Annotated in this window: 25 protein-coding genes and 2 pseudogenes; 21 read left to right on the top strand and 6 right to left on the bottom strand. The window is 63.9% G+C overall.

What is annotated here, in order from left to right; translation table 11 throughout:
• Positions 1–55: 55 nt before the first annotated feature.
• The 10 genes and pseudogenes from rpmJ to R2834_04815 all read left to right on the top strand — a co-directional run bounded on the left by rpmJ (position 56) and on the right by R2834_04815 (position 8,925).
• Positions 56–172 (top strand): 50S ribosomal protein L36, encoded by a 117-nt coding sequence (rpmJ, locus tag R2834_04860; GenBank protein MEZ4699637.1) that lies wholly within the window; start codon positions 56–58, stop codon positions 170–172.
• Between the two features lie 37 nt (positions 173–209).
• A complete protein-coding gene (gene rpsM, locus R2834_04855) occupies positions 210–590 on the top strand; it encodes a 30S ribosomal protein S13 (protein ID MEZ4699636.1) in 381 nt (126 codons plus the stop codon).
• Positions 591–617: 27 nt separating this feature from the next.
• Complete coding sequence (gene rpsK / locus R2834_04850) at positions 618–1,019, top strand: 30S ribosomal protein S11 (GenBank protein ID MEZ4699635.1); 402 nt, start codon at positions 618–620, stop codon at positions 1,017–1,019.
• Positions 1,020–1,125: 106 nt separating this feature from the next.
• Positions 1,126–1,728 (top strand): 30S ribosomal protein S4, encoded by a 603-nt coding sequence (gene rpsD / locus R2834_04845; GenBank protein MEZ4699634.1) that lies wholly within the window; start codon positions 1,126–1,128, stop codon positions 1,726–1,728.
• A gap of 102 nt (positions 1,729–1,830) precedes the next feature.
• Complete coding sequence (locus tag R2834_04840; protein MEZ4699633.1) at positions 1,831–2,805, top strand: DNA-directed RNA polymerase subunit alpha; 975 nt, start codon at positions 1,831–1,833, stop codon at positions 2,803–2,805.
• 81 nt (positions 2,806–2,886) lie between these two features.
• Positions 2,887–3,237, top strand: a pseudogene (gene rplQ, locus R2834_04835) (50S ribosomal protein L17).
• Positions 3,238–3,566: 329 nt separating this feature from the next.
• Positions 3,567–5,810, top strand: a complete 2,244-nt coding sequence (locus R2834_04830; protein MEZ4699632.1) for a bifunctional (p)ppGpp synthetase/guanosine-3',5'-bis(diphosphate) 3'-pyrophosphohydrolase — start codon at positions 3,567–3,569, stop codon at positions 5,808–5,810.
• Positions 5,811–5,908: 98 nt separating this feature from the next.
• Positions 5,909–6,292: an HU family DNA-binding protein gene (locus R2834_04825; GenBank protein MEZ4699631.1), complete on the top strand. Its 384-nt coding sequence runs from the start codon at positions 5,909–5,911 to the stop codon at positions 6,290–6,292.
• A gap of 657 nt (positions 6,293–6,949) precedes the next feature.
• Positions 6,950–7,468, top strand: a pseudogene (locus tag R2834_04820) (peptide deformylase).
• Positions 7,469–7,863: 395 nt separating this feature from the next.
• A complete protein-coding gene (locus R2834_04815) occupies positions 7,864–8,925 on the top strand; it encodes a DUF1080 domain-containing protein (GenBank protein ID MEZ4699630.1) in 1,062 nt (353 codons plus the stop codon).
• 9 nt (positions 8,926–8,934) lie between these two features.
• Here R2834_04815 and R2834_04810 read toward each other — a convergent pair whose 3' ends face one another.
• On the bottom strand, positions 8,935–9,435 hold the full coding sequence (locus R2834_04810; protein ID MEZ4699629.1) for a biotin/lipoyl-containing protein: 501 nt from the start codon (positions 9,433–9,435) through the stop codon (positions 8,935–8,937).
• 88 nt (positions 9,436–9,523) lie between these two features.
• Here R2834_04810 and aat point away from each other — a divergent pair, with 88 nt between their 5' ends.
• The 4 genes from aat to ubiE are packed head-to-tail and all read left to right on the top strand — an operon-like array spanning position 9,524 to position 12,799.
• Positions 9,524–10,141 carry a leucyl/phenylalanyl-tRNA--protein transferase gene (gene aat, locus R2834_04805; GenBank protein ID MEZ4699628.1) on the top strand — a complete coding sequence of 206 codons (618 nt, stop codon included), beginning with the start codon at positions 9,524–9,526 and terminating at the stop codon, positions 10,139–10,141.
• Positions 10,119–11,033 carry a DUF1460 domain-containing protein gene (locus R2834_04800; protein ID MEZ4699627.1) on the top strand — a complete coding sequence of 305 codons (915 nt, stop codon included), beginning with the start codon at positions 10,119–10,121 and terminating at the stop codon, positions 11,031–11,033. Before aat ends, R2834_04800 begins: the two co-directional genes overlap by 23 nt.
• Positions 11,034–11,076: 43 nt before the next feature.
• Positions 11,077–12,060, top strand: a complete 984-nt coding sequence (pfkA, locus tag R2834_04795) for a 6-phosphofructokinase (GenBank protein MEZ4699626.1) — start codon at positions 11,077–11,079, stop codon at positions 12,058–12,060.
• Between the two features lie 16 nt (positions 12,061–12,076).
• Entirely contained in the window at positions 12,077–12,799 is a 723-nt protein-coding gene (ubiE, locus tag R2834_04790; GenBank protein ID MEZ4699625.1) for a bifunctional demethylmenaquinone methyltransferase/2-methoxy-6-polyprenyl-1,4-benzoquinol methylase UbiE, read from the top strand.
• Positions 12,800–12,823: 24 nt separating this feature from the next.
• Here ubiE and R2834_04785 read toward each other — a convergent pair whose 3' ends face one another.
• From R2834_04785 to R2834_04775, 3 genes are all read right to left on the bottom strand, one after another.
• Positions 12,824–13,270: an ATP-binding protein gene (locus R2834_04785; protein ID MEZ4699624.1), complete on the bottom strand. Its 447-nt coding sequence runs from the start codon at positions 13,268–13,270 to the stop codon at positions 12,824–12,826.
• Between the two features lie 54 nt (positions 13,271–13,324).
• The gene (locus tag R2834_04780; protein MEZ4699623.1) at positions 13,325–13,675 is read right to left on the bottom strand and encodes an STAS domain-containing protein; all 351 of its coding nucleotides are present in this window, start codon (positions 13,673–13,675) and stop codon (positions 13,325–13,327) included.
• A 61-nt stretch (positions 13,676–13,736) separates the two neighbouring features.
• Positions 13,737–15,974 (bottom strand): GAF domain-containing SpoIIE family protein phosphatase, encoded by a 2,238-nt coding sequence (locus R2834_04775; protein ID MEZ4699622.1) that lies wholly within the window; start codon positions 15,972–15,974, stop codon positions 13,737–13,739.
• A gap of 269 nt (positions 15,975–16,243) precedes the next feature.
• On the opposite strand from R2834_04775, the gene R2834_04770 reads away from it, so the two are divergent.
• The 7 genes from R2834_04770 (at position 16,244) to R2834_04740 (ending at position 24,963) form a co-directional block, all read left to right on the top strand.
• On the top strand, positions 16,244–18,157 hold the full coding sequence (locus tag R2834_04770; protein MEZ4699621.1) for a hypothetical protein: 1,914 nt from the start codon (positions 16,244–16,246) through the stop codon (positions 18,155–18,157).
• A gap of 4 nt (positions 18,158–18,161) precedes the next feature.
• Positions 18,162–19,043, top strand: coding sequence for a 50S ribosomal protein L11 methyltransferase (gene prmA / locus R2834_04765; protein MEZ4699620.1), 882 nt, complete (start codon positions 18,162–18,164; stop codon positions 19,041–19,043).
• A complete protein-coding gene (locus R2834_04760; GenBank protein MEZ4699619.1) occupies positions 19,040–20,005 on the top strand; it encodes an exopolyphosphatase in 966 nt (321 codons plus the stop codon). Before prmA ends, R2834_04760 begins: the two co-directional genes overlap by 4 nt.
• A 113-nt stretch (positions 20,006–20,118) precedes the next feature.
• Entirely contained in the window at positions 20,119–21,234 is a 1,116-nt protein-coding gene (locus tag R2834_04755; protein ID MEZ4699618.1) for an Mrp/NBP35 family ATP-binding protein, read from the top strand.
• 158 nt (positions 21,235–21,392) lie between these two features.
• The gene (locus R2834_04750) at positions 21,393–23,645 is read left to right on the top strand and encodes a TonB-dependent receptor (protein ID MEZ4699617.1); all 2,253 of its coding nucleotides are present in this window, start codon (positions 21,393–21,395) and stop codon (positions 23,643–23,645) included.
• Positions 23,620–24,543 carry a DUF4249 family protein gene (locus tag R2834_04745; protein ID MEZ4699616.1) on the top strand — a complete coding sequence of 308 codons (924 nt, stop codon included), beginning with the start codon at positions 23,620–23,622 and terminating at the stop codon, positions 24,541–24,543. The genes R2834_04750 and R2834_04745 overlap by 26 nt, the downstream gene beginning before the upstream one ends.
• A gap of 3 nt (positions 24,544–24,546) precedes the next feature.
• Entirely contained in the window at positions 24,547–24,963 is a 417-nt protein-coding gene (locus R2834_04740) for a SufE family protein (protein MEZ4699615.1), read from the top strand.
• 7 nt (positions 24,964–24,970) lie between these two features.
• On the opposite strand, the gene R2834_04735 is transcribed toward R2834_04740, so the two are convergent.
• Together R2834_04735 and R2834_04730 are read right to left on the bottom strand one after the other, a co-directional pair.
• Positions 24,971–25,609 (bottom strand): CoA pyrophosphatase, encoded by a 639-nt coding sequence (locus R2834_04735; GenBank protein MEZ4699614.1) that lies wholly within the window; start codon positions 25,607–25,609, stop codon positions 24,971–24,973.
• Between the two features lie 135 nt (positions 25,610–25,744).
• Positions 25,745–26,281, bottom strand: coding sequence for a hypothetical protein (locus tag R2834_04730; GenBank protein ID MEZ4699613.1), 537 nt, complete (start codon positions 26,279–26,281; stop codon positions 25,745–25,747).
• Positions 26,282–26,724: the final 443 nt, after the last annotated feature.

Raw genomic sequence — 26,724 nt, 5'->3', positions numbered from 1 at the left:
TTAGGCGTGTCTGCTAAATCGATCGTATTTGCTGAAAAACCGAATCAGGTAATCCATGAAAGTCCAGGCCAGTGTCAAAAAGCGGAGCGCCGACGACAAGATCGTCCGCCGCAAAGGACGCATTTACATCATCAACAAGAAGAACCCGAAGCACAAGCAGCGTCAGGGCTGAAGCCCCCTGCTCGATGCGCATTTTTAGCTGGTAACCTATGCCACGTATTTCTGGAGTTGACGTACCGAACGACAAGCGAGGCGAGATCGCGCTGACGTCCATTTTCGGGATCGGTCGTTCCCGTGCCTGCGAAATTCTCGAGCGCGTTGGTCTCGACCGCGACACGCACCCGAGCGAATGGACTGAAGACCAGACGCGTCACATCCGTCAGTTGCTGGAAGACGAATACCAAGTCGAAGGCCAGCTGCGCACGGAAGTGCAGATGAACATCAAGCGCTTGATGGACATCGGGTGCTATCGCGGGTTGCGTCATCGCAAGGGTTTGCCTGTGCGCGGTCAGCGGACGAAGACGAACGCCCGTACGCGGAAGGGCCGTAAACGTACGGTGGCCGGCAAGAAGAAGGCACCGCGCAAATAATCTCCGAGCATCCTGTAGAACAGCATTATGTCGAAGAAACAGAAAGGCGCCGGACGCGCCGTACGCAAGAAGAAGGTTGTCGTCGAAGCCAATGGCCAGGCGCACATCAAGGCCACCTTCAACAACGTGCAGGTGACGTTGACGGACCAGTATGGCAATGCCATTTCCTGGGCCAGCTCGGGCAAGATGGGCTTCAAGGGAAGCCGCAAGAATACTCCCTACGCCGCGCAGGTTGCTTCGAGCACGGCGGCGAAGGAAGCATACGATCTGGGGTTGCGTCGGGTGGAAGTGTTCGTGAAGGGTCCTGGTTCGGGCCGCGAATCCGCGATTCGCGCGCTGGCCGGGGTCGGTCTCGAAATCGCTACCATCCGCGACGTAACGCCCATTCCGCACAATGGCTGCCGGCCGCCCAAGCGCCGTCGCGTCTGATTCGTCAGACCGTCGACCGTTATTGGGTGTAAGCTACCGGTTGCGGCAGCTCCTGAGGGGAGCTGTCGTACGTTTGTACTTACCATAACAAACGAGGTAAACCTATATGGCCCGTTATAGAGGCCCAAAACAGAAGATCGCGCGGCGTTTTCGTGAGCCGCTGTTCGGTCCCAGCAAGTCGCTCGAAAAGAAACCGTACCCCCCCGGGCAACATGGACGCACCCGCCGTACGAAAGAGAGCGAGTACGCGATCCAGTTGAAAGAGAAGCAGAAGGCCAAACACACCTACGGCCTGCTGGAGCGTCAGTTCAGAAATCTGTTCGAGAAGGCGGCGCGTAAAAAGGGCGTCACCGGCGAGAACCTCCTCAAATTCCTGGAGGCCCGTCTCGACAACACGGTATACCGTCTCGGGTTCGCCATGACCCGCCGGCAGGCGCGTCAGTTCGTGACGCACTGCCACATCCTGGTCAACGAACGGGTCGTGAACATTCCGTCGTATCAGCTTCGCGCCGGCGATATCGTCGCCATCCGTCCGCGCAGCAAAAACGTGGAATCGATTCGCGAAGCCGCCAAGCGGAACCGGCGTACGTTCCCCTGGCTCGAGGTCGACCGGCAGAAACTGCAAGGCAAGTTTCTCGAATTCCCGGCCCGCACCGACATCCCCGAGAATATTCGCGAGCAGCTCATCGTAGAGCTCTATTCGAAGTAACAGCGCTCTGAAGGAGGGCCCCATTGGGTTTATGCGTCGGGCAACCCTCCTCCTGAATCCCGCACGGTCGGGGCATCGAACATTAGAACAGCATTATCCAATATGAGCACTTACGCGATTCAGATGCCGGATGGCGTTCAGCCGGAGGAAGTAACGGAAACCTACGGAGTCTTCGTGGTCCAGCCATTGGAACGGGGCTACGGGGTTACGATCGGCAACGCGCTTCGCCGCGTGCTGCTGTCTTCGCTCCAGGGTGCGGCGGTCACGGCGATCAAGATTGATGGGGTGCAGCACGAGTTTTCGACGATACCGGGTGTCATCGAGGACGTGTCGGATATCATCCTGAACCTGAAGGGCGTGCGCTTCAAAGCGCTCGATACGGCGGATAGCAATATCCACCTGATGCTCAAGGGTCCGGGCGAATGGACGGCCCGCGATATCGGGAAGGCGACCAGCGCGTACGAAGTCCTCAATCCGGACTTCCACATCGCGACGCTTTCGGAAGGCGCTGAAGTATCGGTCGAACTGCGCATGGGCCGCGGTCTGGGCTATGTGCCGTCCGACGAGAACAAGCAGGCCGACGATCCGATCGGTGTGATTGCGATCGACTCGATCTTCACCCCCATCCGCAACGTCAAGTACACCGTCAAGCCGACGCGCGTCGGGCAGCGGATCGATTACGAGCGCCTGATCCTCGAGATCACGACCGATGGCTCGATCGCGCCGGATGAGGCGCTGCACCATGCGGCGCTGATCATGCGCGACCACATCGCGCTGTTCCTCAAGATCGACGAACCCTCCCAGCCCACGGTGGCCGAGAAGGAAGTCGACGCCGAGGTGCAGCGCATTCGCGAGCTGCTCTCGCAGTCCGTGGATGAACTCGATCTCTCCGTCCGCGCGCACAACTGCCTCAAGGCGGCGAACATCAAGAACATCGGCGACCTGGTACGCCGCGACGAGCCTGAAATGCTGAAATTCCGCAACTTCGGCCGCAAGTCGCTCCAGGAGCTGATGCAGGTTCTCGAAGAACGCGGCCTGCATTTCGGGATGGACGTCGATAAGTATCTCCACGATTGAGCGGGCTACGGCCGGCAGACCTAACGATCCTAACGACTTGCCACGGCCCATGCGCCGGCGGTCGTCATCTTAGTCGAAGTCATGAGACACCAGAATAAAGGTTTCAAGCTCGGGCGCACGCACTCCCACCGTAAGGCGACGCTGACTGCGCTCTCGAACGCGTTGATCACGCACAAGCGCATCAAGACGACGCTCACCAAGGCGCGCGCCCTGCGTATGTACGTCGAGCCGATCATCAACCGCTCCAAGGACGACTCGATGCACAACCGGCGTCAGGTCTTCCGCACCTTGCAGAACAAGGAAGCGGTGAAGGAGCTGTTCGGCGAGATCCGCGGGAAGGTCATGGAGCGCCCCGGTGGGTATACCCGCATCGTGAAGCTGGGCCAGCGCGCCGGCGACTCCGCTGAACTCGCCGTGATCGAGCTGGTCGACTACAACGTCAGCCAGGCCGAAACGACGACGGCGAAGACGGGTCGCAAGCGCACCCGCCGCGGCGGAAGCAGCGCTGCTACCACCGCAAAGCCGGAAGGCGCGCCGAAGAAAGCCAAGGCCGCGCCCAAGCAGGCCGCCGAGCCGGAAGAAGGCGCGGAAGAATAGTCCTGCTCCGTCAGGAAGTACGAGGCGCCCCCCTTATCCGGGGGCGCCTTTTTTTATGCCCCCAGGGCCGCCGGCGGGGGGCGCCCGGGCATCAGGCATCTCTTTTTCCATGCCGCAGGTCGGGGCGCTGCGGAACCGTCCCTGAATCGCATATTTAAACGCCTATGATTCAGGCCTCAACGATACTTAAAAGCGCCGACCTGCGCGTCGAACCGGAGTACCAGGAAAAGCTGCTGGAGTTACTCAAGAGTTGTCGCGCGAACCTGAAAAGCGTCGACGAGGACCTGATCGAGCGCGCCTTCAAGCTCGGATACTGGGCTCATCGGAACGACGTCCGCGCGTCCGGGGAAAAGTATATCAGCCATCCCCTCGAGGTCGCCCTGATCGTGGCCCAGGAGATCGGGTTCGACGATGTCAGCGTCGCGGCGGCCCTGCTGCACGACGTCGTCGAGGATACGGAGTTTTCGCTCGACTACATCCGCCAGGAGTTCGGGCCGACGATGGCGCTCATCATCGACGGCCTGACCAAGATCTCCGACGTCTTCTCGTCCAGAGAGACCGGACAGGCCGAGAACGTCCGCAAGCTCATGCTCTCCATGGCTTCGGACATCCGCGTCATCCTCGTCAAGTTCGCCGATCGCCTGCACAACATGCGGACGCTCAGTTCGCTGGCGAAGAAAAAGCAGCTCAAGATTGCCAGCGAAACGCTCGAACTGTACGCGCCGCTCGCGCACCGCTTCGGCCTCTTCGCCATCAAGGGCGAATTGGAAGACCTGTCGCTCAAGGCGCTGGAGCGGGAGGCGTATACGGAAATCGCGCGCGGCCTGAGCGCCACGAAGCGGGAGCGGGAGGCCTATGTGGCCTCGTTCATCGAACCGCTCAAGGAACGGCTCGTGAAGGAGGGGTTCGACCTCGAGATTTACGGCCGGCCCAAGCGCATCTTCTCCATCTACCGCAAGATGCGGCAGCAGGATAAGCCGCTCAACGAGATCTACGACCTGTTCGCGATCCGGATCGTGCTCAAGAGCACCGGGCGCAAGGGCAAGGAGGATTGCTGGCGGGTGTATTCGATCATCACGGATCTCTATCGCCCGCTGCCCGAACGCTTTCGGGATTTCATCTCCGTGCCGAAGTCGAACGGGTACCAGAGCCTCCATACGACGGTGCTCGGCCCCCGAGGCCGGCGGGTGGAGGTCCAGATCCGAACCCAGGAGATGCACGAAGTGGCCGAGCGCGGCCTCGCCGCTCACTGGAAATACAAGGAAGGGTTCGAGCACGCGGACGTCCACATGGACAAATGGCTCTCGTGGGTCCGCGACCTCCTCGAAAACCCGCGCCCGGAGCAGGCGACCGAGTTCGTGCAGGAATTCCGGCTCAACCTGTACGACGAGGAGATCTATGTCTTCACCCCGAAAGGATCGCTGCTGAACCTGCCGCGGGGGGCCACGCCGGTGGATTTTGCCTTCCAGGTGCACACCGAGGTCGGCTACCATTGCATCGGCGCGAAAGTGAACGGCAAGATGGTGCCGCTCTCCCACGAGCTGGCCAGCGGCGACCAGGTCGAGATCATCACCTCGAAGAAACAAACGCCGAGGCCGGACTGGATCAAGTTCGTCGTCACCCACAAGGCGCGCAGCCGGATACGGCACTGGATCAACGAGCAGCGCCGGCAGACGGTGGAGGCCGGCCAGGCGATCTGGAAACGGAAGCTCAAACGCGCGCACCTGCAGATGGATGACCGCGAATTGCAGCGGCACGCGACCCGGCTCCGGTTTCCGAGTCCGCAGCACATGTTTTATGAGATCGGCGCCGGCCTCTTCGACCCGGGCGATCTCATCCGCTCGATCCTGACCAAAACCGAAGCGCAGGCCGAAGAGGAAGAACTGGAGACGCAGGACAAGGCGGCCCAGCTCCAGTACGACTCCTTCCTCGACGTCGCGAAGTCGACCGGTTCGCCGGCCCTCCTGATCGACGGCGAACTGCACACCGACATCGTGACCACGTATGCCGGCTGCTGCAATCCCATCCCGGGGGACGAGGTGTACGGCTATCTGAGTAAAAACGGAAGCATCAAGATCCACCGCGTCAACTGCAAGAACTCGCCCTACCTGCTCATCAACCACCCGGACCGCATCATGCAGGTCGAGTGGAGCCGGCAGAAGGATGTCGAGTTCGTCGCCGCCCTCCGTATCGTGGGCGAGGACCGCGTGGGCATCCTCAGCGACATCACGACGGTCATTTCGAAAAACCTGAAAACCAACATCCGGTCGATCACCGTCGACACCGAGGATGGCGTGTTTACCGGGACCATCGTGCTGAGCGTGAGCGACCTCGAACACCTCAAACGACTGATGGAACGTATCCGCCGTGTGCAGAGCATCCACGGCGTGTACCGCTTCGAAAAATAGCCGGCGTCACCGCTCGATCCGCGGGAGATTTTTTGCTGGCATTCTTTCGTGTAAGTGATTACTTTCCATGCGACTAGCCACAAACGAGTAATGCCGGAATGGAGGATCGCATCAAGACGCTCACCAAGAAAGATGTCGCTCGGAAGGTCTCCGACCTCATGGACGAGCCGATCTACAAGAGCGAACCCTGGGTTGGTGCGGTGATCCAGGCCCTGGCCGAGTTGATGGTCGAAGCCGATCCCGAGGTGCGTATCGAATTGCGCGACTTCGGCGTTTTCGAGGTCAAGCGTACCAAAGCAAAGCCTAAAGCGCGCAACCCCAAGACCAACGAGACGGTGTTCATCCCCAGCCGGCGGAAAACGCATTTCAAGCCCAGCAAGCGGCTCAAGAAGATCCTGCCCTTGAAGAAGCAGTACGACATTCCTGACGGGAGCGCCGATGCCAGCGAAGACGTCGCGGTCGTTTCCCGCAACGGGCGGTAGCCGGCCACGCCATGATTACCGGATCCGCCGCGGATTGTGGCCGTGGATTACGGTACCCGGGCGCGTTTGGCATCGCCATCGCTGGATCCGTTGCACATCATCGCGAGACCCTACGGAACCTACATCGCCGGATCAGGCCGTCATCGAACTCGAGACCATCCATCGCGAGATGGGCATCGCCTGCCTGCTGATGGGTTGCCGACGCCGGAAGGGAGGAGGCCGCGACGGAACGGGTTCAGCAATACATCAACCGCGTGGCCAAACGGCTCCGCAAGGTGCCCATCCTGGGAAAGTCGACGAGCGGCTCGAGCCCGCGCCGCGCCGTGGAAGCGCTTGATCGACGCTGGTGCGGGCCGGAAAACGCGGCGAAAAGAACGCATCGACGCCGCCGCCGCCGCCATAATCCTCCAGGATTACCTCGGGAACAGGACGATCTTTGATAAGGGCGAAGACCGCGAACCCGACCCGCGGAGGACGCGGTCATGGGGCGGGCGTAGCCCGGAAGCGCGAACGCCGCGAGGCGAGACGAGCCGGATTGCCGCCCCAGGGTGCATGCCCACGGTTCGAGCCCTCGGCCCCCGAACCCTGCCTGTTGATCGTTGAACCGTTCAGGAATCCTGCCGGACCTCTCCAGGAACGTACTCCCATGCCCGCCTTATGATTTTGCCGATTTACGTCTACGGATCGGAGGAACTCCGGAATTTCTACCGAGCCCTGTCGCTGAAAATTCGGATGCGTTGCAGCAAACTGATCGACGACATGGTCGAGACGATGCGTGGCGCCTCGGGAATCGGCCTGGCCGCCTCAGGTAGGCCGGCGTGCTGGAATTCCGGCTGTTTGTGGTCGACCTGACGCCCATGCTGGATGACGACGATGAAGAAGATGCCGACCAGCCGCGCGGCCCCCTGTGTTTATCAACCCGAGATCGTGGAGGAAAGCGAGGAGGAAGTCGAGTTCGAGGAAGGCCGCCCGTCGATCCCCGACCTCCGCGAATATGTGGCGCGCGCCCGGAATGGGTGCGCATCCGGTGCCAAGGACCGCGACTTCGTGGATCGCGAGATCGAGGCCGATGGCCTGCTCGCGCGGGTGGTGCAGCACGAGTACGACCACCTGGACGGCGTGCTCTTCGTCGATCTCATCAGTAGCTTCGTCGCCGGCTGCTCAAGCGCCGGCTGAAGGACATGGCGAACGGCGTCGTCGAGGCCGACTACCCGCTCAAAATGGCGGTCTAGATCCCGTAGCGTCGTAGCCTATATCGCGTGCAGGATAGGCTCTGTCTAAAAATTTTCAGCAAGAGCCTGATTCGTGGCGATCCGGCCGGGCAATCGCATCCTCGCCGTGGCAGTGAGAAGCGCATAGGCGTTTGGGTGCATGGGGGCATTTTTTACCGCAAAACCTCCCATCCCCCCAGACTCCCATACTCTCAGACCGGGAGACGCTCACGTTTGAAGAGCATGCGATTGCGCTGGGCGATCCGCGAGGACTCTTTTATCTCACGTCTTTTTTACGGATTTTAGCGCGGCCGGCGGTTAACGCCCCGGCTTTTTGTTTCTGGAATCCGGTCACCCGCCATGCTTCGCATCCGTTCTTCGTTCGCATTCGCCTTTTTTCTGTGCGCGCTGTTCGCGCCGGCTACCCTCCTCGCCCAGCCTCGCTGGCGCGCCCACGACTTCAGCCGGCCGCGCCCACCGGTCGTGACGCCGCCGGTGCAGAATCTGCCCGTCGCGCCGCCCTCCGACGCCGTCGTCCTCTTCGATGGCACGTCGATGGACAACTGGCAGGCGATGGACGGCACCCCGACGAAGTGGATCATCAAGAACGGCAACATGGAAGCCGTCCCGGGCGCCGGCTACATCCGCACCAAACAGGGATTTGGCGACATCCAGCTCCACGTCGAGTGGGCGGCGCCGGTGCCGGCGCGGGGGACGAGCCAGGGCCGCGGCAACAGCGGCGTCTTCCTGATGGGGCTCTATGAGGTCCAGGTGCTCGATTCCTACCAGAACGATACCTACCCCGACGGGCAGGCCGGCGCGATCTACGGCCAGTATCCGCCGCTCGCCAACGTGACGCGGCCTCCGGGCGAATGGCAGAGCTACGACATCGTGTTTCGCCGGCCGCGCTTCAACAGCAAGGGCGAACTGATGGCGCCGGCGCGGATCACCGTCATGCACAACAACGTGCTCATCCAGGACAATGTGGAGGTCTGGGGCCCGACGGAGTGGCTCGAAAACAAGCTCTACACGGCCGGGCCGGACCGGCTGCCGCTGGCATTCCAGGACCACGGCAACCCGGTGCTCTACCGGAATATCTGGCTGCGCGAGCTGGATGAGTCCGCCGTCAAGATCGACCAGCCCTTCCAGGGCCGCGCCGTCGCGTTTCCGGATGCGGTGATCGCGCGCTACCTGGGCACCTACCAGGGCACCGGCAACAGCTACGAGATCGGCAAGGAAGGGGACCACCTTTACGGCGCCGTCAACGGCCGCAAGCTCAATCTGACGCCCCACTCGCTCACCACGTTTGCGCTCGACAAGACCGGCGGTGAGTTCGTATTCGACCTGGATGCGGAGGGGCGCCCGACCGGGGTCACGTTCCACATGGGCGGCGGCACGTATACGGCGAAGCGCGTCAACTGACCGCCGCGTTCACCCGAGTTCGATCAGGATCTGGCTTTTCTGGACGGCCTCGCCGCCGGCCACATGGATCCGGTGTATCGTCCCGTCCTGCGGCGCGCGGAGTTCGTTTTCCATCTTCATCGCCTCGAGGATGACGAGTCCGTCGCCCTTGCGCACGGCCACGCCGGTCTCCACCAGGATCTTGACCACGAGACCGGGCATCGGGGCGCGTACCTCCGTTTCCTCGTGGCGCGCGCCGTCGCCGGCGCCGTACTGGTCGAGGAGCATCGCGCGGTCGTCCCGCGCCGTCGCCGAGAACGCGACGCCGTTCGCCATGAACCGCACTCCCCCGTGTTCGTCGGCCTCGCCCTGGATGCGGTAACTCTGCCCGTCCACGATCAGCGAGTAGCCGCCGGGTGTCACCTCGATGGACAGGTCGACCGGCCGGCCATCGATCGTGGCCGCGCCCTCGCCGAGCACGATCTCGTAGGTGGATTCGCCCAACTGGACGTGGTATCGAACTCCCTGCATGGGCGTTTCCCGAGGTCTGACGGATGAACTTTGCACGGCCCGGGACGTAGGTTTGAGCGTTACGCAGTCGACCTGATCGCGCCGGGCCATGGATACCGAACTGACGCCGGAATTGTTGCTTCGCGCTTATGCGATGGGCGTCTTCCCGATGGCGGACGACCGGGAGGGCGGCGCCATCTACTGGTATGCGCCCGATCCGCGCGCCATCCTCCCGCTGGACGGGTTTCGCGCGTCGAAAAACCTCATGAAGGTCGTCCGCCGGCAGCGTTTCGAGGTGGTGACCGATCGCGACTTCGAGGGGGTGATGCGGGCCTGCTCCGATCGGCCGGCCACGTGGATTTCGGACGAGATCGTGGAGGCCTACACGGCGCTGCACCGTTTCGGGTTCGCGCACAGCGTCGAGTGCTGGCTGGATGGCGAGCTGGCCGGCGGGCTGTATGGCGTGGCGCTCGGCGGGGCGTTTTTTGGCGAATCGATGTTTCACCGCGTGCGCGACGCCTCGAAGGTCGCGCTCGTGCATCTGGTCGAGGCCCTCCGGCGGCTCGGGTACACCCTGCTGGACACCCAGTTCACGACGTCGCATCTGGCGCAATTCGGCGTGATCGAAATCCCGCGTGATGCGTATGAGGAGCGCCTCAAGCAGGCGCTGCGCATCCGTCCCAAACCCTGGACCACCCAAATTTATGCGAACGGCACGTATTCGTAACGCGATGTTCGCCGCCGCCGGCGCACTCGCCCTGGTCGCGGCAGGCTGCCGGCCCGAACCCGAGGCCGCTCCCCCCATGGAACCGGTGAACGCCGTCGTGGCCGCGCCGGCGCCGCCCGACAGCGCCACCGCGCGACGGTTCGCGGAGACCATGGCTTTCGCCCGAACGAACGACCTGTCTGGCCGTCCGATCGGGGAGATCATGCAGGCGCTGGGCGAATCGCTGAAGGAGACGCCGTACGAGGCCGGTACGCTGGACCGCAACGAAGAGGAAACGCTCGTCGTGGGGTTTATGGGATTTGATTGCGTGACCTTCGTCGAGTCGATGCTCGCTATGGCGCGGGGCGTCCGCGAGGGCGCGTACGACTATCCCACGTTCGCCCGCCACCTGACCGAGCAGCGGTACCGTGACGGCCGCTTGAACGGGTACTGCAGCCGGCTCCATTATTTTTCCGAGTGGATCGCGGACAATGCCGAGCGCGGCATCGTCCAGCCGATGACCGAGCAGCTCGGGGGCGTGCCGCTCGAAAAAACGCTGAACTTCATGAGCCAGCACCGCCAGAGCTACCCGCTGCTGGCAAAAAACGACAGCCTGTTCGGCGAGCTGCAAACGATCGAGCGGGATCTGGAGGGACTGCGCCTGTTCTACATCCCGCAGGATCGCATCCGCACCGTGTACGGCCGGCTGCAGGCCGGCGACATCCTCGCGCTCGCGACCGACATCGAGGGGCTGGATGTGTCGCATACCGGCCTGGTGTACGCGTTCGGCGACGGGCGCATCGGATTGCTGCATGCGTCGACCTCCGCCGGCGTGACGGTTTCGCCGGATCTTCAATCGTATGTGGAGAACAATAAGCGGCAGATCGGAATAGTGGTTGCCAGGCCCAGGTAAACCTGTCCTGCGAACCTACCCACTCCCACGTTCCGGGAAACCGATGGAAGATATCAAACGGATCGGCGTGTACACGAGCGGTGGCGATGCGCCGGGGATGAACGCGTGCCTGCGCGCGGTCGTCCGCACGGCCCTCGCTCACGACCTCGAGGTCATCGGCATCCGGCGCGGCTATGCCGGCATGATCGATGGCGACTTCGTCGAAATGGACGGCCGCTCCGTATCGCACATCCTCCAGATGGGCGGCACGATCCTCAAAAGCGCGCGCTCGGAGGCCTTCCGGACCAAGGAGGGGCGGCAGATCGCGGCCCAGAAGCTGCGCGAGGCCGGCATCGACGGCATGGTCGGGATCGGCGGCGACGGCACCCTCCGCGGCGCCGCGCTGTTCTTCGAGGAGCACGGCGTTCCGACGGTGGGATGCCCCGGGACGATCGATAACGACCTCTTTGGCACCGACGAGACGATCGGGTACGATACCGCCCTGAACACGGCGATCGAGAACATCGACCGCATCCGCGACACGGCGGACGCACACGACCGGCTCTTTATCGTCGAAGTGATGGGGCGGGATGCCGGCTTCATCGCCCTCAACTGCGCGATCGGAGGAGGGGCCGAGCTGGTGCTGATCCCGGAGACGCTGACCGACATGGACTCGGTCAAGGACCGGATCTTCTCGCTCATGTCCGCCCAGATGCGATCCTCCATCGTCATCGTGGCCGAAGGCGAGGAGTTTGGCGGAGCCACCCGCATCGCCGAGATGCTCAAGGCCGATCCGGCCTTCGACGCGATCGATCTGCGGGTATGCATCCTCGGGCACACCCAGCGCGGCGGTTCGCCCAACGCGCGGGACCGCGTGCTGGCCAGCCTGCTGGGGTCCCACGCCGTCGAAGCCCTCCTGGAAGGGCATTCCAACGTCATGGTGGGTATTGTCAACAACGAAGTGAAGCTGACCCCCATGCGGAACGTCTGGAGCCGCAAGAAGAACATCGATTACGAATTGCTCAAGCTCACGCAGCTGATCAGTTGAGCGCCAACGGTAGATCATGAAGCATTACCCGCCCGTCGGAGAAGTAGAAGGCAAGAAGCAGCATGTCGAGGCGATGTTCGACGCCATCGCGCCCCGGTACGACCTCTTGAACCGGGTACTCAGCGCCGGCATCGATCAGCGGTGGCGCAAGAAGGCGGTCGCCTGGCTCGGGGAGCACCAGCCGCGGCGCATCCTCGACGTCGCCACCGGCACCGCGGATCTCGCGATCGAAGCCCGCGCGATCGGGCCGGAAAAGATCGTGGGGGTGGATATTTCGGAGCAGATGCTCCATATCGGTCGCCAGAAGATCGCGCAACTCGGCTGCGAAGATCAGATTACCCTCCAGCGCGGGGATGCCGAGCGGCTTCCGTTCTCGGACAACCAGTTCGACGGCGCGCTCGTCGCTTTCGGGGTGCGCAACTTCGAGGATCTGGGCGCCGGCCTGAAGGATATCCGGCGCGTGCTGAAGCCGGGCGGGGCGCTGGTCGTGCTCGAATTCAGTCAGCCGACCGCTTTTCCCGTGAAGCAGGTCTACCAGTTCTATACCCGCGTCCTGCTGCCGCGCATCGGCGGCGCCATTTCCAAGGACAGCGGCGCCTACAAGTACCTCCCGGATTCAATCGCGGCGTTTCCCTCGGGTGAAGCGTTTCTGACCGAATTGCGGGAAGCCGGCTTCACCGCCGTCGCCGCGCGCCCGCTCACGCTGGGCATCGTGTCGCTCTACAAGGGCATCGTTTGAGGCGAGGGGCAGGGAGGGACGCTCTTATTTTTTCCCGTTCTGCGCGGCGTCCTTGTTGAGGTATTTGATGAGCCTCACTTCGTTGATGCGTCCATCGTAGTCGTATTCCACACGGTCCATCAGCCGGCGCATGATGTGGACGCCGAAGCCGCCGGCGTGGCGTTTTTTTGCCAGCTCGAAGATGTTGGGCTCGACGTATTCAGAGGGTTTGAAGGAGTAGCCGTCGTCCCGGATGCGGATCGTGCATTTGGCGCTGTCGAGGATCACGCTGATGTCGAGGACGCGGGATTCGTCGCCGCTGTAGGCATGTTTGATCACGTTGGTGCACGCTTCGTCTACCGCCACCTTGAATTGCTCGACGGACTCCGTCGAGAAGCCGGCCGCTATGGTATGGGTTTCCACGAACCGGCGCACTTTCTCGAGATAGCGCGTCGAGCTTGGAATGGAAAGATGGTAGGTTGAGCGAGCCACGGATTTACATGGATAGGTTGGCCGGTCGCATGGGGCAGATGGTGGTCTGGAGCGTCAGGAGTGGTTGAATTTTGCGATCGCTTCGTCTTCGGTCTCCACAATGTCGAACAGCATCGGAAAGCCGAGGAGGTCGAACACGTTATACACTTTGGGCTGGAGCGCGGCGATCTTGATGTCGCCGCCCTTGGCGCGCAGCTCTTCGATGTACGCCATGAAGACGCCGAGACCTGCGCTCGAGATATACTGCAGGTTGGCGCCGTTCACCACGATGCGATACGCCTGTTCGTCTTTGCATTTCTGGATGGCTGCTTCGAGTTCGGAAGCCGTGTGGGCATCCAGCTCGCCATTGAGGTCGAGGACCTCAATCGAGGTGTTGGAGCGGAAGCCGACAGAAAAATTACTCATTGTTTTGTGTGTCTTCTCGTTGCTTCGAATAGGGTGGCTCGCGCCGTCGCGGCCCGGGATCTCACGCCGGCTTCAACGACGCCGGCCTCGACTGGGCCGCATCGCCCGCCGTTGGGAGATCGATCCCGTGCCATTTCATGACCACGAGGGTCATGTCGTCGTCGTAGGCTTTGGACCCGATAAAGGTTTGCAAATCGGTCAACAGGGCGTCGTGGATGCCGGCGGCCTCCTCGGCGCGATGCCGGCGCATCGCTTCGAGGAGGCGTTCGTAGCCGTATTCGTCGCCCTGCATGTTCCGGCTCTCGACGACGCCGTCGGTGTACAATACGAACGCGTCGCCCGGTTTCAGAGGGATAGTAATCTCTTCGAGCGACTTTTCGAAGACCCCGCTGCGATCCAGGCCGAGCCCGATGCCGTCCGGACGCACGAGGCGGGTGTCGCCGTGCAGGTTGATGGTGGCCATCGGGTTGTGTCCGGCGCGCGCCATCACGAACTCTTCCCGCTGCGTATCCAGAATGCCGTAGATCAGCGAGATAAAGACGTTTTTGTCCAGCGTATGCCCCAGGGCCGCATTTGCGTGCCGCAGGAAATCCACCGGGCGGGGCGCGAGCCGGCTGACCGACTGGAAAATCCCCTGCATCACCGCCATGAAAAACGCCGCCGACGTCCCCTTGCCGGACACGTCGCCGATGATGACGCAGAGCCGGTGTTCGTCGAGCTCGAAGAAGTCGTAAAAGTCGCCGCCCACGCGCTCGGCGGACACGTTCGACGCGCAGAGCGACAGCCCGCGGTAGAGCGGCAGGCGTTGCGGTAAGAGCTTGCGCTGCACCTCGCGGGCGATGTCCAGCTCGCGGGCGAGGCGTTCCTTTTCGACCTGCTCCCGGAAGAGGCGGGCGTTGTCGAGCGCCAGCGCGGCCTGCGCCGCAAACATGTGGATCGATTCGATGTCGTCCTTCTCGAAGCCGTGGGCCACCTCCTTCGTCACGAACAGCGCGCCCAGCATCTCCTCGCGCGCCATCAGCGGCACGGCGAGCAGGCTGCTGAACCCGTCTCCGGGGCGCACATTCAGCCGGTGGTCGGTCGACGCCTGTTCGAGGTAGAGCGAGGTCCGGGTCGCGCTCAGCTCGCTGTACAGGGCATCCACATCCATCAGCCGGGTCACCCGCTGCGGCGTGATGTTGTAGGATGCCGCGATTTCGGGGTGGAGCGAGCCGGTCTTCGGGTCGGCCAGGGCGAGCCAGCCGGTGTCGGCCGTGCCGGCTTCGACGGGCGACGAGGCGACGCTCGAATAGAGCTTCTCGGGGTCGAACGCCTGCGTGACGAGGTTCGTGAGCGACTGCATCACCACCCGCTCGTGCGTGCGCCGCTGGAAGTCGCCCGTCGTCGGCAGATGGAAAAGCAGCAGGAGCAGCGAGGCCGTGCAGTACATCACCCCGAAGCCGAATACGAGCATGACAAACAGGTAGAGCACATAGTTGTAATACAACATGTACACCCGCATGTCGGCCAGGAAGGGCAGGGGGTTGTCGAAATTGGTAAAGCCGACGCCCACGAAGAGCAGCACGAGCAGCACGAGCGAGAGGGCGATGCTGATCAGCTTCTCCTGGAAGGTCATGTACACGATCCAGGATGCCCGGAACGAGTTGACCACCATGAAGCCGATGGCCGGCACGAGCGCAACCAGCTGGTAGATGCTGGGGTCGGACTGGGGCGACTTCATGAACGCCGTCACGGCCGTGATCAGGAAGAGCGTCAGCATCAGCTGCCAGTTACGCTGGCTGACTTTCGTCCGCTTGAACAGCACCAGGCTGCCGATGCGCAGCAGCACGTAGAAGGCGAACACCGACCCGAGCAGGCTCAGGACATTGATCTTGATCACCGTCAGCAGGACGCGCGGGACCCCGGTGTAATAGTCGAATTCCCCTTCCGCTTCGTAAAGATCCAGCAGCTCCTCATCCACCTCCCGGCCGATGGAGGTCACGTAACTGGACACCGCGATAAAAATCAGGCCGAAGAAAAGGATGGTCCAGAATACCCGCGCCGGCGTGGCGTTTCGGCGCTGGAAGCGTATCGCCAACAACAACCCGATCGCCCCGTAGCCGACGATGACGAGCACGTTGTAGAGCACCTGCAGAAAAACGGAAGGCGGCGCGCCGGCCTGCATCGCCAGCAGGTGGTATACGAACCCGAACACGACGCTCACGGCGCCGACCACGAGGAGTACGGTGCGGCCGGCCCGCGAATCCATCGTCGACCAGCGTGTACTGTCAACCGCCTTGGCTAAGAGTGGAACGGGCATGTCGGACGCCTGGCGTCGGAGAGGAAGTCGCAGGCCGTGAGCGAGTTTTTTGAAACCCTTCATCGTACTGCGCAGTCATCGATTTGTTACAATCGAGGGAATGACGGCATCACGCAAGCTACGGATTCCGGCGCGGATTCGGTACCCCGCCGGCGAAGCGCGCCGGCCCCGCGACGCCGGCTCTAAAAAGACGGGGATTTCGGTAACTTAGCGCGAAATGCCTCGTAGCATGAGCAAGCACTTGTCCGCCCGGAGCTACGCTACCGTACATGGAAAAGAAATCAGTCGTTCGTTTACAACTTCTCGCGTTGGCCGGGATCACGGTCTTGCTCCTCGTTCGCGTGGTCTCCGGGCCTCCTTCGCCGGACGGTCTCGTGGTGATGGACCGGCTTGAGCCGAACGAAATCCAGGAGCGCGCCTTCGTGCTCGAAACGCCCACGAAACTGCATATCCACGCCGTCGGCGCCTTCGATCATCGGGCCGGCGATACGCCGCAGCTCGCGGCCCAGGCCTGGATCCTCGACCATACCACCCGCGAGCCGGTGTGGCACATGGACCCCGACCGCAACACCACGCTCGGACGCGGGCTCCTCGCCGAAAGCGAAGACTCGCTGATGCTGCCCACCGGCGCGTATGAGGTGTATTTCGCGGCCTACGGCGGACTGTTATCCGGAGCCAGCGTCTCCTCCACGCCCAGCACCCTTTTTGGCCGGCTCATCAACGCCCGCCAGCGCTGGCAGGACGACGCCCGCCGCTGGCAGGTGGTCGTTACGGGCGTCGGCCCCAAGGAGAACACCGCCAACGAAGTCGACCTCGACGACCTGCCGCCCCGGACGCGGGATGACGTGATCTGGTCGGCCACGTCCGTCGGGAACGGCGAATTTCGCAGCCATACCTTCCGCATCGAGGAGCCCGCGACCGTTCGGATTCACGCGACGGGCGAAATCACCAGCGAACCCAACGACGCCGGCTCGATCGAAAACCTGGGCACGGGCGAGATGATCTGGACGATGGCGCTCGACCGCACCCGGCCGGCGGGCGGCGCACCGGAGAATCGCGAAGCCGTCGAAACCCTGGCGTTGCAGCCGGGCGTCTACCGGGCTTCCTTCCGGACGGATCGGACCCACGCCTACGATGCCTGGCTCGCCAACCCGCCGTACGATCCGACGAGCTGGGGCATGACGCTTTCCGCCGCCCGCCCGGCGGACAAACTCGCCTTCCGCGCCATCGACCCCTGGCAGGACGGGATCCCCCTCGCCTCCATCGATCGCGTGGGGAACGATGTCTTCCGCTCGGTTCTTTTCACGGTGGAAGAGCCCTCCGTTTTCTTCGTGTACGGCATGGGCGAGATGACCCCCGAGGGGCGCTATGATTTCGGGTGGATCGAGCGTGTTTCGCCCACCGAGGTGGTGACGCGACGCGAGGAGCGCGACGACGCCCCCGATCCGTCGACGGCGGTATGGGAGATGGACTACGCGGCGAGCGCGAACGCCGGCGGGAGCGACGACAACCGCGAACAATTCGACGTCATCCGGCTCGATCCCGGGTTGTACGCCATGGTGTACCGGTCGGACTATGCCCACGCCTATGGCGACTGGCGCCGCGAACGGCCGGCGCACGCCGAACGCTGGGGGATCAGCCTGTTCGGACTCCGGTCCGGCCCGCCTGCATCGTTTACCATGCGCGGCCTCATCGACTATGCGGAGGAGGCCGGTCCCGTCACCAGCGTGTCGCCCCTGCCGCCGCCGCCCGCGATCGCGCCGGTACCCCCCGTGCCGGCCATCGCCGCGATGCCCGCCATGCCGGGGAGCATCATCGTCACCATGGCCCCCCTCGGGAGCAACGAGAAGCGCGCCGAGACGTTCGAGCTGAGCGAAAAGACGGTGCTGCACATCCGGGCGATGGGCGAGATCTCGCTGAGCGGCGGCCTCTACGACTACGGCCGCATCGTGACCGAGCGCGGGGGCGATGTCGTCTGGACGATGAACCGCGACAACACGGTTCCGGCCGGCGGCGGCAACGCGAATCGTTTGTTCGACGGGGACATTATTCTTGAGGCCGGGCGTTATATTGCGCAGTTCGAAACCGACGGCACCCACGCCTTCGGCGATTTCGACAAGGATCCTCCGGCTTCACCCGAAGCGTGGGGGATGGTGATCAGCCGCCTCAACGAAACGCCCTGACCTGTTGTCCACCCCGATTCCCCCGACGGCATCGCCCAGCGATACCGTCGAACTGTCGTTTACCGCGCCCGCCGAGACGCAGGAACGGCTCATCGCCGAACTCGACGCCCGCGGATTCGTCGCCTTCCTGCAGGACGATGGCGACGGCCTGAAAGCCTACGTGCCGGCGACGGCCTGGGGTGACGACCCCCGTGAGCACCTCACCGCCTGGCTGCGCGACGCCGGCATCGCGCAGCCGCATGAAGAGCGCAGCATCCCGCAGCAGGACTGGAACACCCCCTGGGAAGCGTCCATCGAACCCGTGGCCGCCGGCCCGTTTATCGTGCGCGCCTCCTGGCATCCCCCGATGGCCTCCGAACGCCATCCGATCGAACTCGTCATCGACCCCAAAATGAGCTTCGGCACCGGCCATCACGAGAGCACCCGCCTGGTGCTGGGGATGGCGCCGAGCTTCATCCGCCCCGGTATGCGCGTGCTCGACGCCGGCACCGGAACGGGCATCCTCGGCATCGCCGCCCTCAAGCTGGGCGCCGCGGAGGTCATCGCCTTCGACAACGACCCCTGGATCGAGGAGAACGCGAAGGAAAACGTGCAGAACAACGGCGGGGCGGACGCCATCGCGGTGCGTATCGGCGGGTTGGAGGTGATCCCCGAGACGGGGTTCGACGTGGTGCTCGCGAACATCAACAAGAACGTACTGATCGCCTACATGCCGGAACTCGCGGCCAGGCTGAAGCCGGGCGGAACGCTCGCGCTGGCGGGGCTGCTGCTCACGGATCGCGACGAGATGCTGGACCATGCGGCGCGAAACGGCCTCACGGTGGCCGGCGAGGCGCGCGAGAACACCTGGTGGGCGGTGCATCTGGCCAGGGGGGGCGTGGCATGAGTCCCGATGCGCAGGCCCGCCGCGTCGCGACGGTCGATGTGGGCACCAACACGGCGCTGCTGCTGATCGCCGAACCCGCGCCCGGCGGGATGCGCGTCTGCGCGACCGAGGATCGCTTCGTGCGTCTGGGCGCCGGCGTGGACAAAAACCGCATGATCCAGCCCGAAGCCATGGGGCGTCTTCGCGACGCGCTGCGCGCGTTCAGGGCGATCGCGGATGAGTGGAGCGTGGCCGACATCGTGGTGGCGGCGACGAGCGCATCGCGGGACGCCCGCAACGGAGACGAGCTCGTCCGGTTTGTTCGCGAAGAGACCGGCCTGACCTATGAAATCATCTCCGGGGAAGAAGAAGCTCTCTGGAGTTTCAACGGCGCGCTGTCCGGCGTGCCCCCCCGGCCGGGCCCTGTCGCAACCCTCGACATCGGCGGCGGCTCCACCGAACGCGTGCTGGGGCAATGGGATGCCGGCGCCGGCGTGTGGCAGGTCGTCGACGCCACGAGCATCAACGTCGGCTCCGTGCGGCTTACCGAACGCTTTTTCCCCACACAGCCCCCGCCGGCCGCCGCCGTCGCCGAAGCGGCGGCATGGGTTGAGCGGGAGCTGGCCTCGGCCGACATGGCCGTGCCATCCGATGCCTTGCTCCTCGGAGCCTCCGGCACCACGACCTCGCTCGCGCTCGTCGAAGCCGGCGCAACGGCGTGGAGCGATCTGCCGGATCCCCTGCCGCGCATCGACCTCGCGCGCATCGGGTCGTGGCGCGAGCGGTTGCTGGCGATGACGCTCGACGAGGTGCTGGCGCTCAATCCGGCCGTGATGCGCGGCCGGGCCGACGTGTTTCCCGCCGGCGTGCTGATCCTCGAAACCGTGCTGCGGCGCGCCGGCATCGCGTCCCTTCGCGCGGCGCATCGCGGACTTCGCCACGGGCTGGCGCTGCGGTACTGGCGCGATCATCCGGCGCGCTGACCGGCGGCTCGAACGGGGCGTTCCGCTGGAACAAAGGCGGGATGCTCTGGTCCTATCCGGGCGCTTTGACGCGCGTTTTTTTCGCTCCCAGGAGGCATTTGAGGCAGATTCCCATGGCGCCCGATCCACAACGCATCATCCGCGCGCTGCGCACCCTCGTCGAGCCCGATTCCGGCCGCGACATCGTCCGGAACGACCGCGTCCGCGACCTGCAAATCGGCGAGAACCGGGTGACGCTCACGCTGGTCCTGCCCGACCCCGGCAGCGCCTTCGGGCGCGACGCGGCGCGCAAGGCGACCGAGGCGTTGAAGACGGCCCTGGGCGCCGGCGTCGATGTGGCCGTTCATGTGGACAACGCGATGATCCCGCTTGGGGTCGCGGCCTCGCCGGCGGATGCCGGCCGGCAGAACCGCGTGGACTTCGGGCGCACGGCGACGATCGCCGTCGCCTCCGGCAAGGGCGGTGTGGGCAAGAGCACCGTCGCCGTCAACCTCGCTACCTCGCTCGCGAAGCAAGGGTATGCGGTGGGCCTGGTCGACACCGACATCTACGGCCCCTCGATTCCCACCATGTTTGGCATCGAGAAAGAGAAGCCGCGCGTGAGCGCCGAACGCAAGATTATCCCCATCGAGCGCTACGGGGTGCGGCTCCTGTCGATGGGTTTGCTCGCCGACACGGACCAGGCGGTCATCTGGCGCGGCCCGATGGTCTCGGGAGCGGTCCGGCAGTTCCTGGGCGATGCCGACTGGGGGGATCTGGATTACCTCATCCTCGACCTTCCGCCGGGGACGGGCGACATCCAGCTGACCATCGTGCAGACGCTCGACCTCACCGGCTCGATCATCGTCTCGACGCCGCAGGATGTGGCGCTCGCCGACGCGCGCCGGGGCGTGGCGATGTTCCAGAACGTGCATGTGCCGGTGCTGGGGATCGTCGAAAACATGGCCTATTTCACGCCGCCCGATCTGCCCGACCGCAAGTACTATCTTTTCGGCGAGGGCGGCGCGCGCCGGCTCGCCGAGACCCTCGGCGTGCCCTTCCTCGGCGAAGTGCCGATCGAACAGAAGCTCCGGGAAAGCGGCGACAGCGGCCGGCCGATCGTGATCGCGGACGAAAACGGCTTTTCGACGCAGGCCTTCATGCGCATCGCCGAAGAAGCCGCCGCGCACATCGCCGTGCATCGCGCCCGGCGGTCGTCCCAGCAGAACGTCGAAATCCTGTACCGCTGAGCCGTATCGGCGTGCCCGGGTTCCGGTATTGAACGCGTTGCGACAGGGGCATGCCGCGGCGCGCGTTGCGTTTCTTAACACGATATCGGCCCGCTCCGCCGAAACATGGAGCCGGCGTGCCTCGTAGGCCGCCCATCGCACATCGAACGCTTTTTCGCATGCTTTATAGATCGATTGCCCTCGCGGCATTCCTGTGCCTGTTCGGCATCGCCGCGCAGGCGCAGAATTCGGCGTCCATCAACGGTTTCGTGAAGGACGCCACCTCCGGGGAGACCCTGCTGCTCGCCAACGTCGTCCTCCTCGGCACCGATTACGGGGCGGCGACGAATACCAGCGGGTATTTCGCGCTGAACGGCCTGCCGGCCGGCGACTACACCGTCGTCTGCACTTACATCGGGTTTCAGACCGCTCGCATCCCGCTGACGCTGGGGACGGGCGAAACGCGCCGGCTCGACATCGAACTCCAGCCGGAGAGCGTATTGCTGGACGGCGTCGTCGTGACGGCGGAGAAGGATCAGGAGGAAGAAATCCGCCGGATCGGCGTCAGCCAGCTGACGACCGAGGTCGTGCGCCAGGTGCCCACCATCCTCGAACCCGATGTCTTCCGCTCGTTGCAGCTGCTGCCCGGCGTCAAGGCGGCGTCGGATTATTCGAGCGGTCTCTACATCCGGGGCGGCAGTCCGGACCAGACGCTCATCCTGCTCGACCGCACCACGGTCTACAACCCCACGCACTTCTTCGGCTTCTTCTCCACCTTCAACCCGGACGCCATCAAGGACGTGCGGCTGTACAAGGGCGGGTATCCGGCCGAATACGGCGGCCGGCTGGGTTCGGTGGTCGACATCTACAACAAGGACGGAAACCGGATCAAGACGCATGGCGGCCTGAGCCTGGGTTTGCTCGCCAGCCGGGCGTACCTCGAAGGACCCTACAAAAAAGGCTCGTGGATGCTGGCCGTGCGTCGCTCCACGCTCGAGCCGCTCCTCGGCGCGCTCCGGAATGCGGATGTGGACGGCATCCCCGACGGGTTTTATTTCATCGACGTCAACGGCAAGGTGAACTTCGACGCCACGGCCAACGACCGGCTCTCGATCGCTACCTACGGCGGCACCGACGAACTGAACCTGCCGTTCGTCGACGACGCCCGCATCAAACTCGCCTACGGCAACCGGACGCTGAGCACGAACTGGACGCATCTGTTCAACCAGAAGCTCTTCTCGAACTTCACGCTGACGTACTCGCGGTATTTCAACCGGCCGCGGTTCGGCATCGCCGGCACCGAGTTCAGCCGCGTCAACAACGTTTACGACGTGTCGGCGAAGGGCGACTTCGAATACATCCCGAACGAACGGCACCAGTTTGAGGTCGGGTTCTGGAGCGGGATGTTCACCTTCCGCCTCCGCGACGAGTTCGACGGCCAGGTGGGGCTCAGCGACCGCATCCAGTCGCCTTACCTCTCGTTCTACGCCCAGGAGCTGTTCCGGCCGCGCCCGAACTGGCAGATCAACGCCGGCCTGCGGGCCAACTATTTCGGGCAGGGGGATTATGTGCGGCTCGAGCCGCGTGTTTCCATCGAGAACAAGCCGGACGAAAACGTCAGGCTTCAGTTCGGATACGGCCGTTATTACCAGTTCCTCACCCTCATCACGAGCGAGCTGTTTTCCGGCTTCGACCTGTGGCTCACGACCGACGACGGGGTGGAGCCGGCCTTCGGCGATCAGTTCGTCGCCGGCCTGAAGACCAACCTCGGCGGATCGCTCCAGGCGGACGTGGAAGTGTACTACCGCACGATGCGCCAGCTCTTCCAGCTCGATCCGTTCCTGCCCGATGCCGCCGGCCTCGACTACGCCGATCTGTTTACGTTCGGCGAGGGGTACGCCTACGGCACCGAGCTGTTGATCCAGAAACCCCGGGGGCGGCTGAACGGGTTCATCGGATACACGATCGGCCTGACGAAGCGCCGTTTCCCGGACATCAACAACTTCAACTACTATCCGCCGAAATACGACCGCCGGCACGAGGTGAACGTCGTGGCCAACTACGCGCTGTCGCGCAAGTGGAGCCTGACGAGCGTGTTCAATCTGGCGTCCGGTCAGGCCTACACCGAGCCGGCGGGGCAATACAGCCTGGTCGACGGCCCCTTCACCGGGGGATCGGTCGAGGTGCTCGTGAGCCCGTTCAACGCGGCGCGTCTGCCGACCTATCACCGGCTCGATGTCGGCTTCGCGCGGAAAGGGAAGTTCTTCCGTTTTGCCGAGTCGGAGCTGCAGCTCCAGCTGATCAACGTCTATAATCGCCGGAACATCTGGTTCTACTTCTTCGAGTTCGAAGACGACGACTCGGTGACCCGCAACGAGATTCCGCAAATCCCTGTCCCGATTCCCAATGTCTCTTTTACGATTCGCTTCTAGCCGCGCCGCGTCGCTCGCCGCCCTGATGGCGCTGGCGCTGGCGACCGGCTGCGATACGACCAGCACCTTCGAACACGAACCGGAAGTCGTGGTGGAGGCCTATCTCCTCGCCGGCGAAAGGCTGCCGCAAGTGCGCATCAGCCGCAGCACGAGCATCAAGGAGATTTATGACTTCACGGAGCGCGCCATCAGCGACGCGACCGTCCGCATCCTGCTCCTCGCGGCAGATGGTTCGACCGAGGCGGTGTACGACTACTTCATCCTCGAACAGGAGCCGGGCGTCTACCGGCCGAGCGATGTAGTCCTCGTGGAGTCCGAACGGACCTACCGCCTCGAAGTCGTCGTGCCCGGCGAACCCGCGCCGGTGACCGCGACGACGATCGTTCCGGGCGACTTCGAGCTCGTCGCCGTCAATGCGGACACCATCGTGTACCAGGGGGGGAGCCAGCTCGAGCTCGACGTGACGCGGAGCGTCTACCCGGGCCGGCAGAGCATCTACGTCTTCACGACCGAATCGCTGACCCCGACGGCCGACCTGCTCACGCCGTTCTACCGCGACGTCGCCGGCGACAACGAGGAGGACATTGGCAACCTCCAGGTCACCAATTCGCCGCTGATCAACGAGGGCAACTACGATATCAATCCGGACGGCACGCTCACGATCCGGCTCCCGTGGATCGCGGTCGCCTTTTACGGGCAGAACCGGCTCACCGCGAGCGCGCTCGACGACAACCTGTACGACTTCTTCCGTTCGCAAAGCGTGCAGCAGGGCGGCTCGACGCTTTCGCCGGGCGAGATCCCGAACGTCATCGAGCATGTGGAAGGGGGCGCCGGCGTGTTCGGCAGCTATGCCCGCTCGTCGTTCGTGGTGACGATCGTGCCCCAATCCGCGCCCTGATCCATGTCCGTCGCCGCCGAACTGGCGTCGCTCGCCGGCCTCCTGGCCGAGCTCGACGCGACCGACCGGCTGGAGATCCTGACCGACTACGCCAGCCGCCTGCCGGCGCTCGACCCCGCCTGGGCGCCGGCGCGCGACGCCGGGCTGCACATGGTGCTCGAGTGCCAGTCGCCGGTCTTTTTTGTCGCCCGCCTCGCCGACGGCCGGGTGGAGATCCATGCCGACGTGCCGGCGGAGGCGCCGGTAGCGCGCGGCTTTGTCTCCCTGCTCATCACCCTCTTCGACGGCGCGCCGGCCGAGTCGCTGCGCGAGGCTCCCGCAAACATTCTGGACCGGCTCGGCCTTTCCGAGGCCCTCGGGATGCGCCGGCGGCACGGGCTGGGGGCGATCTATCGCCGGCTGCTGGAGGCCGGCGCCTGATGCCGGCTCATCCCGCTTCTTCGCACACCGCGAGCAATTCCGCCAGCATCATGGCCGTCGCGCCCCAGATCGAGAGGCCGTTGACGGCGAATACAGGCACATCCACCCGGGCGCCGTTGATCGGTAGACCTTCCATCGTGCGCGCGCCGGGTGCGAGCAGGTCGGCGAGGCGCAGCGTGTGCACGAGCGTCACCTCCGCTTCCTGAAGCACGAGATCCGCCGGCTCGGCGGGCGTGGCCCCTACATACGGATGGACACAGTAGTTGGAGACGTTGATATAGAGCGGCGAGAGGGCGCCGAGGAGTTCGATGCGGTCGGGCGCGAGGCCGATTTCTTCGTAGGTTTCACGGAGGGCCGTGCGGTGGAGCGGCTCGTCCGGCTCGCTGCGGCCGCCTGGGAAGGAGAGCTGGCCGGCGTGGCGCTTGAGGTCGTGCCGTCGCTGCGTGAGGAGCACCGCCGCCTCGTCGCCGACGGGGAAGAGCAGCGCGAGGACCCCGGCCTGGCGGCAGGGCTTGTCGTCGATGCGCAGCGTGTCCGGCAGGCGGTAGCCCGGGGCCATCGTCAGGTGCGCGGCGGTGCCGGGCAGGGGAGACGACAGGCGGGTCCGGAGCCGGGCGATGAGCGCGTGGAACGGAACGACGGGCATGCGGCGGGTGCGCGAAGAAAAAAGGCGCTTCGGATCGGGCCGGAAAGACCGATGGCGCGGCGGATGCCGAATACCGGTAGCGCGTGGCAGATGTGCGAGATACTACGCGCGAACGGAATGGGTTGCAACCGGACGTCAGTTGCCGGATTCGTCCTGTTCTTCGAAGCCGAAGGCTTCGTAGCCCGCCTCGATCGTAAAGAAGAGCGTCGAGAGGCGCGAGCGCCGGCGGGACTGGACGTGGCCTTCGTAGGTGCGCCGGGTCGGCACGTCGATGCCGTTTTCGCGGCGATACTCCGTGAGGGTGGTCAGCTCGGCGCGTCGGTTGATGCTGCTGGCGCGGGTGCGGGTCAGCCGGCCGGATTTATCCACCCACATCGTGATGCGCTGGTAGAGCGTGCCGCCGTTGATGGGCACCATTTCGAGCCGGTAATGCACCGCGTTATCCAACACCTCTTCCTGCACGGAGCCGGTCGGCTTCATGTATTCGAGCATCTCCAGCGGAAATGCCGGGTCCTGGATCATCGACGCGAACGGCTCGCCCAGCAGGCCCTGCCACTCCTGCAGCAGCGCCTCCGACTCGGCGGCCGTCACCGACCGTCCGTCGCTCCTAAACTCCGTAAGATCGATCTGCCATCCTGGCCGATCCGGGTAGCCTTGCAGGCTAAGGTCCACCGAACTACTCCACGATCCGGTGGGTCCGTCGAATCGCGAATCAAGTCGCTCCTTTACGCTGACGCGTTGTATGTTACGGCTGTTTTGTCGTTGTAAGGCGCGCCACGCCTGGTAAAGCACGCGCGCCTCTGTCCGAGTAGGTGGATTCGCCTCGGCTACCGTAGGGCCTGTACGTGCTTCTTGCGTCCGAGCGGGAGGGGTAATCCACAGGACGAGAAACAGGCCCATCGCAAAAGAGAGGCGTTTCATTTTGTATGGTTAGAGATTGCAGAAAAATGCTTCCAATAATATGCAAAATCGCCGGCGGGAGGTGTCACGGAACTATCACGGTTGTTCGGTATTTTGCGGAGCGGATGTGCGATGGATCGACATGATTATATTGAAGATGCGGCCAGCGCCCCAAAACGATGAACCAGCTACGTTTTGCATCGTTCTAGCTCCCT

Source organism: Rhodothermales bacterium, assembly GCA_041391505.1.
In the GTDB taxonomy this organism is placed as follows: domain Bacteria; phylum Bacteroidota; class Rhodothermia; order Rhodothermales; family JAHQVL01; genus JAWKNW01.
Note: the sequence above shows the minus strand (reverse complement) of the source record. Positions and strands in the feature narration are given on the sequence as shown.

Excerpts from the sequence above, each read along its gene's own strand:
- rpmJ (MEZ4699637.1), top strand. The coding sequence starts at position 56 with ATGAAAGTCCAGGCCAGTGTCAAAAAGCGGAGCGCCGACGACAAGATC.
- rpsM (MEZ4699636.1), top strand. The coding sequence starts at position 210 with ATGCCACGTATTTCTGGAGTTGACGTACCGAACGACAAGCGAGGCGAG.
- rpsK (MEZ4699635.1), top strand. The coding sequence starts at position 618 with ATGTCGAAGAAACAGAAAGGCGCCGGACGCGCCGTACGCAAGAAGAAG.
- rpsD (MEZ4699634.1), top strand. The coding sequence starts at position 1,126 with ATGGCCCGTTATAGAGGCCCAAAACAGAAGATCGCGCGGCGTTTTCGT.
- R2834_04840 (MEZ4699633.1), top strand. The coding sequence starts at position 1,831 with ATGAGCACTTACGCGATTCAGATGCCGGATGGCGTTCAGCCGGAGGAA.
- R2834_04830 (MEZ4699632.1), top strand. The coding sequence starts at position 3,567 with ATGATTCAGGCCTCAACGATACTTAAAAGCGCCGACCTGCGCGTCGAA.
- R2834_04825 (MEZ4699631.1), top strand. The coding sequence starts at position 5,909 with ATGGAGGATCGCATCAAGACGCTCACCAAGAAAGATGTCGCTCGGAAG.
- R2834_04815 (MEZ4699630.1), top strand. The coding sequence starts at position 7,864 with ATGCTTCGCATCCGTTCTTCGTTCGCATTCGCCTTTTTTCTGTGCGCG.
- R2834_04810 (MEZ4699629.1), bottom strand. The coding sequence starts at position 9,435 with ATGCAGGGAGTTCGATACCACGTCCAGTTGGGCGAATCCACCTACGAG.
- aat (MEZ4699628.1), top strand. The coding sequence starts at position 9,524 with ATGGATACCGAACTGACGCCGGAATTGTTGCTTCGCGCTTATGCGATG.
- R2834_04800 (MEZ4699627.1), top strand. The coding sequence starts at position 10,119 with ATGCGAACGGCACGTATTCGTAACGCGATGTTCGCCGCCGCCGGCGCA.
- pfkA (MEZ4699626.1), top strand. The coding sequence starts at position 11,077 with ATGGAAGATATCAAACGGATCGGCGTGTACACGAGCGGTGGCGATGCG.
- ubiE (MEZ4699625.1), top strand. The coding sequence starts at position 12,077 with ATGAAGCATTACCCGCCCGTCGGAGAAGTAGAAGGCAAGAAGCAGCAT.
- R2834_04780 (MEZ4699623.1), bottom strand. The coding sequence starts at position 13,675 with ATGAGTAATTTTTCTGTCGGCTTCCGCTCCAACACCTCGATTGAGGTC.
- R2834_04775 (MEZ4699622.1), bottom strand. The coding sequence starts at position 15,974 with ATGCCCGTTCCACTCTTAGCCAAGGCGGTTGACAGTACACGCTGGTCG.
- R2834_04770 (MEZ4699621.1), top strand. The coding sequence starts at position 16,244 with ATGGAAAAGAAATCAGTCGTTCGTTTACAACTTCTCGCGTTGGCCGGG.
- R2834_04760 (MEZ4699619.1), top strand. The coding sequence starts at position 19,040 with ATGAGTCCCGATGCGCAGGCCCGCCGCGTCGCGACGGTCGATGTGGGC.
- R2834_04755 (MEZ4699618.1), top strand. The coding sequence starts at position 20,119 with ATGGCGCCCGATCCACAACGCATCATCCGCGCGCTGCGCACCCTCGTC.
- R2834_04750 (MEZ4699617.1), top strand. The coding sequence starts at position 21,393 with ATGCTTTATAGATCGATTGCCCTCGCGGCATTCCTGTGCCTGTTCGGC.
- R2834_04745 (MEZ4699616.1), top strand. The coding sequence starts at position 23,620 with ATGTCTCTTTTACGATTCGCTTCTAGCCGCGCCGCGTCGCTCGCCGCC.
- R2834_04740 (MEZ4699615.1), top strand. The coding sequence starts at position 24,547 with ATGTCCGTCGCCGCCGAACTGGCGTCGCTCGCCGGCCTCCTGGCCGAG.
- R2834_04735 (MEZ4699614.1), bottom strand. The coding sequence starts at position 25,609 with ATGCCCGTCGTTCCGTTCCACGCGCTCATCGCCCGGCTCCGGACCCGC.